Origin of the sequence: Maricaulis sp. (genome assembly GCF_048268525.1) — a bacterium.
Taxonomy (GTDB): domain Bacteria; phylum Pseudomonadota; class Alphaproteobacteria; order Caulobacterales; family Maricaulaceae; genus Maricaulis.
Map to the genome: position 1 here is coordinate 340,519 of NZ_JBLWVH010000001.1, position 8,935 is coordinate 349,453.

Sequence of the window (8,935 nt, forward strand, 5' to 3'; positions counted from 1 at the left end):
GCTTCGCGTAGATGTCTTGGAAAGTTCGAGCGCCCGGCGTAGACGGCGCTTGCTTCGTACGGGGAACTCTTCCTCGCTCTTCGGTTTATCGGGGGACATGATCAATGTCTTTTACTAAGAAACTTTCTCTCGGCACGGCGGCCATCGCCCTGCTGGCTGCAGCTCCGGCTGCGGTTTACGCGCAGGAGACGACCGGTTCGATCTCCGGTTCTGTCTCGTCCAGCGACGGCTCTTCCATGGCCGGTGCCTCGGTCACAGTCCAGCACGTGCCGACCGGCTCCGTGCGGACCGCAACGGTCGGTTCGACCGGTTCCTTCGCCGCTGACAACCTTCGTCCTGGCGGACCTTACATCGTCACCGTGTCGGCACCGGGTTATGCCGGCCAGCGCGTTGAAGGTGTCTATGTCGAGCTTGGCGCTGCCACCGACCTCAACCTGCGTCTCGACTCCGCGTCGGCTGACGTCATCGTCGTGACGGCATCCGCCATCAACGCCGTTGAAGTTGCTGTCGGCCCGTCGGCCGTGTTCACCCAGCAGGACCTCGAGCGTCTGCCGTCGGTCAACCGGACGATCAACGACATCATCCGTACCGATCCGCGCATCTATGTCGATGAAGCCGACGTCGACGGCATCCAGTGTGCCGGCGCCAACTCGCGCTTCAACTCGCTGACCCTCGACGGTGTCCGCATCAATGACGGTTTCGGCCTGAACCGCAACGGTTTCCCGACCGAGCGTCAGCCCTTCCCGTTTGACGCCCTGTCGCAGGTCGCTGTTGAGCTGGCTCCGTTCGACGTTTTCTACGGCGGCTTCTCGGCCTGTAACATCAACACCGTCACCAAATCCGGCGGCAACGAGTTCCACGGCGGCGCTTTCTACGATTACACCAGCGACTCCATGCAGGGCGACAGCCTTGAAGGGTCTGGCGTTCAGGCTCCGGAATTCGACGAGCAGCGCTACGGTTTCCACGTGGGTGGCCCGATCATCGAAGATCGTCTCTTCTTCTTCGTGAACTACGAGCACCTCGAAGGTGCCAACACCTTCACGCGCGGCGTTGAAGGTTCTGGCGCCCTGAACGAAGTTGCCGGCTTCACGCAGGCCGAGTTTGACGAAATCCTCGACATTGCCCGCACCGTCTACAACTACGATCCGGGCTTCGCACCGACGAGCTTCCCGAATGAAGACGACAAGCTGCTGGTTCGCTTCGACTGGGAAATCAACAACCAACACCGTGCTGACTTCGTCTATCTCTACAATGACGGCTTCAACATCACCGCGTCCGATGGTGACCCGAACGAGTTCGAATTCTCCAACCACCTGTACCAGCGTGGCGCCGAGCTGAACCGTTATGTCGGCTCTCTGTATTCGGATTGGACCGACAATTTCTCCACCGAAGTTCGCATCGGCTTTACCGACCTGGTCAACACCCAGGATTCGATCGGCAATGACGGCTTCGGCGAAATGCGCATCACCGACAGCAATACGGTCGCCATCGACGGCACCGGTCAGCGCAACACGATCTATATCGGTGAAGACGACTCGCGTCAGTCGAACGAGCTGAACTACACCGTGTTCAACGTGACCGCCCGCGGTACGTACACCTGGAACGATCACACCTTCTCGTTCGGTTACGAGCGTGAAGAGACGGAGATCTTCAACCTCTTCGTCCAGCACACGATCGGCCAGTACGATTTCGACAGCATTGCAGACTTCCGCAATGGTATCCCGGACGACATCGACTACAACAACGCACCGAGCCTGAACCCGGCCGATGCGGCTGCTGACTGGTCCTACGCTTCCAACGCCCTGTACGCACAGGACGAGTGGGACCTGGGCAATGGCGTCGTGATCACTGCGGGCCTGCGCTACGACTTCTACACCTCGGACGACAGCCCGGCCGAGAATGCGAACTTCCTCGCATCCTACGGCTACTCGAACGCCCAGAGCATGGACGGTCGTGACCTGCTTCAGCCGCGTGTCGGCGTCCAGTGGGATGTCAATGACGATCTCTCCCTGCGTGGTGGCTTCGGTCTCTTCTCCGGTGGTGATCCGAACGTCTGGCTCTCCAACACCTACTCGACCGACTTCATCTCCCAGTTCGGCGTGAATGAAGGCCTCTTCTACGGTGCCGGTTTCACGACGCTGTTCGATGCAGGCATTGTCTATCCGGATGGTGCCGGACCGGGTTACTCGGTTCCGTCGCAGCTGATCGACGCTGTTGCGGCCGGGAATGGTTCGCCGGGCTTCGAGATGAACAATCTCGACCCGAACTTCGAAATTCCGGGTGAGTGGAAAGTCTCCATCGGTGGTACGTATGACCTGTACGTTCCGATGGATAACTTCCTGGGCGGTGACTACCGCATCAATGCCGACCTGCTCTGGTCGCAGGACCATAACGCCGCGATCATCACGCGTCGTGACCTGGTCGAGACCGGCACCGGCCCGGCTGGCTTCCCGCTGTACTCTTCGGTCAATTCGCCGGGTACGCTGGAGCTGACGAATACGGACGTCAACGCTGAAAGCATCAACTTCGCCTTCACGATCGCGAAAGACTATGACTTCGGTCTGAACTGGGTCTTCGGCTACGCCTACAATGACGCTGAAGACGTCCAGCCGATGACCTCGTCGGTTGCCTTCTCGAACTATACGAGCCGTGCCTTTGTCGGCGCGAATGATGAAGTGGCGTCGCTCTCGAACTACAACATCGAGAACCGCTTCACGCTCAACGTGAACTACGAGCACGAGTTCGTTCAGGACTATGCGACCCGCTTCAGCCTCTTCGCGATGGCCACCTCGGGACGTCCGTTCAGCTACACCATGAACGCCAATGGCGGTGGTGACCTGACGAACTTCAACCCGTTCCTGTCGGGCGATAACTGGCTCCTCTACGTGCCGACCGGCCCGTCGGACCCGAATGTCGACCTGTCCGCCATGTCGGCGGCTGAAGTCACGGCCTTCTTCGACTTCATCAATGAGGCCGGCCTGAGCGGCAATGCGGGCGGCTTCGCCGATCGCAATGGCGACCAGGGTGGTTGGTGGACCAAGGCTGATCTGCGTATCGCGCAGGACATGCCTGGTTTCATGGAAGGTCATCGTTCGCAGATCTTCCTCGACATCGACAACTTCACCAACCTGCTGAACGACGAGTGGGGCATCCTCAACGAGGCTGGCTTCCCGCGTCGTAACCGGGTGGTCGATGCCGAACTGACGAATGGCAGCACCCAGTTCGCTTATTCGAACTTCAACAACCCGACGACGACGACACGGGTTGGCGATGCTTCGCTCTGGTCGGTCCGCGTTGGCCTGCGCTACAACTTCTAAGTCGCAGACTCAGACTGTTGAACAGGAAGGGCGGCCCTCGGGTCGCCCTTCTTTTTTGGGCGTGGTCGCTCCGGCTTTTTTGCCGCTCGCCAAGACCCTGGCTGCATGATAGATGCGCGGCCATGACGATAGAGCTTCCCCACGAAACTGCCGACCCGTCCCGCCTGTTCACCTGCTGGCCGTCCGATGCCGAGCTGTGGGAGGAGAATCTGGAGCCGGCGCAAGCCGAGTTCGCGGCCTTCCTGAAGGCCGTGACCACGCCATCGGCGACCGGCCAGACACTCGATCTGACGATCCTGGCCGCGACGGATCAGGCCGAGGCCTCTGCCCGGCGGGCCCTGGGCTCGCGGGCGACCATTGTCCGCGCGGCGTTCGGTGACGTCTGGGCCCGTGATACCGGGCCGGTATTCCTGCGGGATCGCGGCGAGGCAGTGGCGGTCCGTTTCCGCTTCAATGGTTGGGGCGGCAAGTATGAGCTGCCGGGCGACGATACGATCGGCGGCGTCATCGCCAGGCTGGCCGGCGCCACCGAACGCCGTGTCGATCTGGTCGCCGAAGGCGGCGCTCTGGAGTTTGACGGCGAGGGCACATTGCTCACCACGCGCCAGTGCCTGCTCAATGACAATCGCAATCCGGGCCGCAGTGAGGCCGAGGTCGAAGCCGTGCTGAAAGAGGCACTCGGTGTCGGGAAAGTATTGTGGATCGACGAAGGCCTGCTGGCCGACCACACGGATGGCCATGTCGACAATATTGCCCGCTTCGCCGCACCCGGCGTGGTGGTCTGCCAGAGCCCGTGGGGCGATGATGACCCCCAGGCCGAAGCGCTGGACGCCATTGCGGCCCAACTGGCCGGGATGACGGATGCCCGCGGCCGCCGGCTGGACGTCCGGCGTATCCCGTCACCGGGCCGGGTTGATCTGGGCGATGGCGACATCGTGCCGGCCAGCCACATGAACTGGGTCGTTGGCCCGCGTCATGTTGTGGTCCCGGTTTATGATCAGGCGGCCGGCGATGCGGCTGTTGCGGCCTTGCGTGATATTTTCCCGCAGCACGAGGTGGTCGGATTGGCATCGCGTGCCATACTCACCGGCGGAGGGGCATTTCACTGTGTGACCTGTCACCAAGCCGGAGAGTAAGGATTGATCCGAACCGTTCTGACCGCCGCGTTCAGCCTGACCCTGTCTGCCCTCGCGGGCGCGCAGACTCCTGAAGCGGTTGCCCCCCAACCGTTGCCAACCGGCCTGACCGATGCGCGGTCGGCCTATCCCTATCTCGACAGTCTGGAAGCTCGCCTCGATGCGGCCATGTCGGACCGGCGCATAGTCGGCCTTGTCGCGGCCGTGATCGAGCAGGGCGAGCCTGTCTTCGTCTACACGCATGGCGAAACCGCTGCCGGCAGTGGCGATGCGGTGACGCGCGAAACCTTGTTCCGCGCCGCCTCGGTCTCCAAGACATTCACGGGCACCTTGCTTGGCATGCTGGAAGCGGACGGGGTGATCGATCTCGCCGCGCCCGTGCCCGGCGATGTCCTGCGTCTGCAAGGCAGTCGTCAGCCGACGCTGGAGGAAATCGCCAGTCACCGCACCGGCCTGCCGCCCAATGCCTATGATCTCGATCTGGAAGCCGGGCAGTCACCGGCCCGCATCCGCAACCGGCTGGCTTCGGTCGATCTTCTGTGTCCGGTCGGCGATTGCTACACCTATCAGAACATCGCCTTCTCGGCGCTTGAGACCGTGGTCGCCGATGCGACCGGCGAAGACTTCTCCCAGACATTGCGAGCCCGCCTGCTGGAACCGCTCGGCCTGCCGGCGGCGTCTGTCGGAACCGCGGCGCTGACGGCCTCTCCATCCTGGGCCCGTCCGCACAGTGGCTGGCGGCGGGTGATCAATATCGCGGGCGATCCGGCGACGCCCTATGACAGCATTCCGTCAGCCTCCGGCCTCAACCTGTCGCTGGACGACATGATCGTCTGGGCGCAATTGCAATTGGGGACCCGGCCCGGCCTGTCGGACACCGTGCGCGGCCGCATCCATGCACCGCTGACCGTGACCCTGCGCGAAACCCGCCGTCTGGGCGATCTGCGCCAGCGCGTCGACCAGACCTGGTACGGGCTGGGTTGGCGCATTTATGACTGGGAAGGCCGGACCCTGGTCCTCCACTCCGGCTATCTGTCCGGCTATGGCGCGCAGATCGTGCTTGAACCGGAGACCGGTTTCGCCTTTGTAGCGCTCTGGAATTCCGACAACCGGCCGGCCTGGTGGCTATGGCCGACGGTGATGGATCTACGCACGGGCAATGGTACGGGCAGCTGGCTCGATCGTTTCGAAGAGGACTGAGCGCGATGGCACGCACACTCAAGGTCGCCGGCCTGCAGGCCGCTTTCGGGTCGGACATGACGGCCAATATCGCCACAGTCAGCGAATTGATCCGCGACGCCGCGGGCCAGGGCGCGCAGGTCATCCTGCCGCCGGAACTCTTCCAGGGCCCGTATTTCTGCAAGGTCCAGGACGAGGCCTTCTTCGAGACGGCGTATCCGGCCATGGACCATCCCTGCGTCACCGCCCTGCAACCACTGGCGGCCGAGCTGGGCGTGGTTATCCCCGTCTCGATCTATGAGCGGGACGGGCCGCATTATTACAATTCGCTGGTGATGCTCGATGCCGATGGTTCCGCCCTGGGGGTCTACCGCAAGAGCCATATTCCCGACGGGCCGGGCTATATGGAGAAATTCTACTTCCGGCCCGGCAATACCGGTTTCAAGGTCTGGGACACCAGGTTCGGCAAGGTCGGTGTCGGCATTTGCTGGGACCAGTGGTTCCCGGAAGCGGCCCGCGCGATGACCCTGCTGGGCGCCGAAGTCCTGCTCTATCCGACGGCGATCGGCTCGGAACCCCATGATGACAGTCTGGATACCGCTGCGCGCTGGCAAAGGGCGATGCAGGGGCATGCGGTGTCGAACGTGATTCCGGTGCTTGCGGCCAACCGGATCGGCGATGAGGGCGGGCAGGTGTTCTACGGCTCGTCCTTCGTGGCCAGCCATACCGGCGAGAAGGTCAGCGAGCTGGGCCGGTCGGAAACTGGTCTGGTGACGGGTGAGTTCGATCTGGACTATCTGCAACGCCACCGCGCCGCCTGGGGCTTTTTCCGCGACCGGCGTCCGGATCTCTACGAGCCCTATTTCACGCCACGTTCGTCCTGACGGTCCGGCGTCTTGCGGCGCCGGCGCCCGGTTGGCATCAACATCACCACCACAAAGGCGACGGCAATGGCCGGCCATCCAAAGGCGATGGCCTGGTCCGTTTGTCCCTGGGTCAGGCTGAAAGCCGAGGCGGTCAGCCCGCCGGCGGTCACGGTCGCTGCGCTGAGCAGCATGGCAAGGCTGTAGCCCATGCAATCCTCCAACACCCCCGCGTGGTCGTTATCATCGACCCCTCTATGGCTTCAGCATGGCAGAAATGGGCTAATACTTGGTTTCCGGCTCCCGGCCCGGCAAATCCGGGGGACAGACTCGCCCTGAATCCCTCGTTGCAAGAAGTTCTTTAATTTATAAAGTTCTTATGCATTCGAACGAGGAGAACCGATATGCCGATCCATCAGACATCCAATCCCGGCCAGCGTGGCCGTACCGTCCGGCAGCGGGCGACCGCGCTGGCGGCTGCGCTGGCGGCGACTGTCATGACCGCCGCCCCGGTCCTGGCCCAGGACACTGCCGACACGCCGCGGCCGGGCGAGGCTCTGGCCGCAATGGTCGGGACCTGGGAGGGCTCGGGATGGTCGATCAATCCGAACCGCGAACGCGAAACCTTTGACGTCTTCGAGCGGGTCGAATCCGTCGCCGATGGTCATCTGGTCCTGATCCGGGGGCGCGGCTACGCGCCGTCCGGCACAGGTGAGGACGGAAGGCTGGTCCATGATGCCGGCGGTATTGTCCGCCTGACCGACCAGGGCGGCTACGAGATGTTCGCGGCCACGGCCATGAATGGCGCCGACGGCTTCGCCATGGAGGTCACCGAGACCGGCTACACTTGGGAGATCCCGCTCGGCCCGCATGGCCGGGTTGTGTATGAGGCCGTGTTCACGCCGGACAGCTGGACCGAGACCGGCCAGTATTGCGACCCGACCGGTCTGTGCTTTCCCACCCTGTCGATGACGCTGACCCGCGTCGCCGACTAGCCATTCGCCCGACGCAGCCCGGAACGGATCAGTGCGCGTTCACCAGCGCGCCGAGTATGCCGTCAATGATGAACTGGGCCGCAAGGGCGGCGAGGATGACGCCGAGGATGCGGGTGATCATGGCGGCCATGGAGTCGCCGATGACCCGCATCACCGGTCCGATCGCGAGGAAGGTGACAAGGCAGACCACCAGGATCACGCCAGCAGCGGCCAGTACGACACCGCGCTCGGCCCAGCCACCGGCATCCGACATGTAGAGCATGACCGTGGCAATCGCGCCGGGACCGGCCAGCATCGGGATCGCCATCGGGAAGACCGAGATGTCCTCCCAGGTTTCCGGATGGGCGTCATGCTCGTCCATGATCGACTCGGCCCGACCTTCACGTCGCTCGGTGCGCTTCTCGAAGATCATTTCCAGGGCCATCAGGAACAGCAATACGCCACCGGCAATCCGGAAGGCGTCGAGGCTGATATGCATCGCATTCAGCAACCAGCCGCCGCCCAGGGCAAAGCCCAGCAGGACGCCGGTCGCGATCACGACAGACTTGATCGCCATGGCCCGGCGGTGCGCATTCGGCGCGCCATTGGTCAATGACGCAAAGATCGGCGCGACACCGGGCGGGTCGATGGCCACGAAAAACGTGACGAGGGCAGAGGTGAATATCTCAAGCATGGCGGCATTCCTGTTTCAGTGGCCCGCATAACCGGGCGCGGCCCGAAGGTCACGGAAAATCTCACGCATAGACAGGCAGGTGAGGTATGCAAAAACGAAGATAAGGACGATCATTGCTTACCGCCCGGCCTGGCGCCGCGGCCACCCTCCACCAGCTCCCAGCTCTCCGGCCAGCGCGGCTCGGGTTCGGGATCACCAGCCTCACGCGCTCGTCGGATGCGTTCGGCATCCTCGCGGACTTGCAGATCGAGCTCGACCTCCTCGACCGACATTCCGGCCGCCTTGTACCAGGCGATCTCCGCGTCACGCTCGGCAATTTCGTTTTCCGCCGCCAGCCGCAATTGCTCACGCGCCAGCGCCACATTGGCGCGCGCTTGGGCGATGAAATCCCTGGCCAGGCCGAGCAGTTTGCGCGCCGCCGCGTCATCGCCGCTATTGAGCGCAATCGCCGCCGCGCCGAGGCAATGGCGCCCGGCAGTCGCGCCGTCACGGAGGTTCGGGTCGGGCGCCTCCCCGGCCGGTCGGAGGCGCGGATGCGCCAAACCAGAATTCCGACGGTGTTGGCAGGGGAGGCGACGTGACATGGCAGGTCCTTTCTTGGATGGATCAGGTTGATGACAAGCCCCACCGCGCCATGGCGCGAAGGCCTGAACCGCCCCGGGTTTTCCGGCGGCTCTGAACCTTGAGAAGGTAGAGCCATGACGAAGACGATGAAGCGATATTCACCGGAAGTGCGCGCGCGGGCCGTGCGGATGGTGTTGGAGCATCAGGG

8 protein-coding genes are annotated in these 8,935 nt (G+C 63.2%); 5 read left to right on the forward strand and 3 right to left on the reverse strand.

All coding sequences use genetic code 11. The features are described 5' to 3' along the window. The first annotated feature begins 104 nt into the window (after window positions 1-104). The 4 genes from ACN0X9_RS01350 to aguB all read left to right on the forward strand — a co-directional run bounded on the left by ACN0X9_RS01350 (window position 105) and on the right by aguB (window position 6,516). On the forward strand, window positions 105-3,317 hold the full coding sequence (locus ACN0X9_RS01350; protein ID WP_417485841.1) for a TonB-dependent receptor: 3,213 nt from the start codon (window positions 105-107) through the stop codon (window positions 3,315-3,317). A 122-nt stretch (window positions 3,318-3,439) separates the two neighbouring features. Next, entirely contained in the window at window positions 3,440-4,453 is a 1,014-nt protein-coding gene (locus tag ACN0X9_RS01355; protein ID WP_417485842.1) for an agmatine deiminase family protein, read from the forward strand. Window positions 4,454-4,456: 3 nt separating this feature from the next. Next, complete coding sequence (locus tag ACN0X9_RS01360; protein WP_417485843.1) at window positions 4,457-5,653, forward strand: serine hydrolase domain-containing protein; 1,197 nt, start codon at window positions 4,457-4,459, stop codon at window positions 5,651-5,653. Window positions 5,654-5,658: 5 nt separating this feature from the next. Continuing rightward, window positions 5,659-6,516 (forward strand): N-carbamoylputrescine amidase, encoded by an 858-nt coding sequence (gene aguB, locus ACN0X9_RS01365; RefSeq protein ID WP_417485844.1) that lies wholly within the window; start codon window positions 5,659-5,661, stop codon window positions 6,514-6,516. On the opposite strand, the gene ACN0X9_RS01370 is transcribed toward aguB, so the two are convergent. Continuing rightward, window positions 6,492-6,707: a hypothetical protein gene (locus ACN0X9_RS01370; RefSeq protein ID WP_011642312.1), complete on the reverse strand. Its 216-nt coding sequence runs from the start codon at window positions 6,705-6,707 to the stop codon at window positions 6,492-6,494. The two genes, aguB and ACN0X9_RS01370, sit on opposite strands and share 25 nt — an antisense overlap. A 192-nt stretch (window positions 6,708-6,899) precedes the next feature. On the opposite strand from ACN0X9_RS01370, the gene ACN0X9_RS01375 reads away from it, so the two are divergent. Further along, entirely contained in the window at window positions 6,900-7,490 is a 591-nt protein-coding gene (locus ACN0X9_RS01375) for a hypothetical protein (protein ID WP_417485845.1), read from the forward strand. A 28-nt stretch (window positions 7,491-7,518) separates the two neighbouring features. On the opposite strand, the gene ACN0X9_RS01380 is transcribed toward ACN0X9_RS01375, so the two are convergent. Both ACN0X9_RS01380 and ACN0X9_RS01385 read right to left on the reverse strand, forming a co-directional pair. After that, on the reverse strand, window positions 7,519-8,163 hold the full coding sequence (locus tag ACN0X9_RS01380; protein ID WP_417485846.1) for a MarC family protein: 645 nt from the start codon (window positions 8,161-8,163) through the stop codon (window positions 7,519-7,521). Window positions 8,164-8,273: 110 nt separating this feature from the next. Beyond that, window positions 8,274-8,705 (reverse strand): hypothetical protein, encoded by a 432-nt coding sequence (locus tag ACN0X9_RS01385; RefSeq protein WP_417485847.1) that lies wholly within the window; start codon window positions 8,703-8,705, stop codon window positions 8,274-8,276. Between the last annotated feature and the right edge of the window lie 230 nt (window positions 8,706-8,935).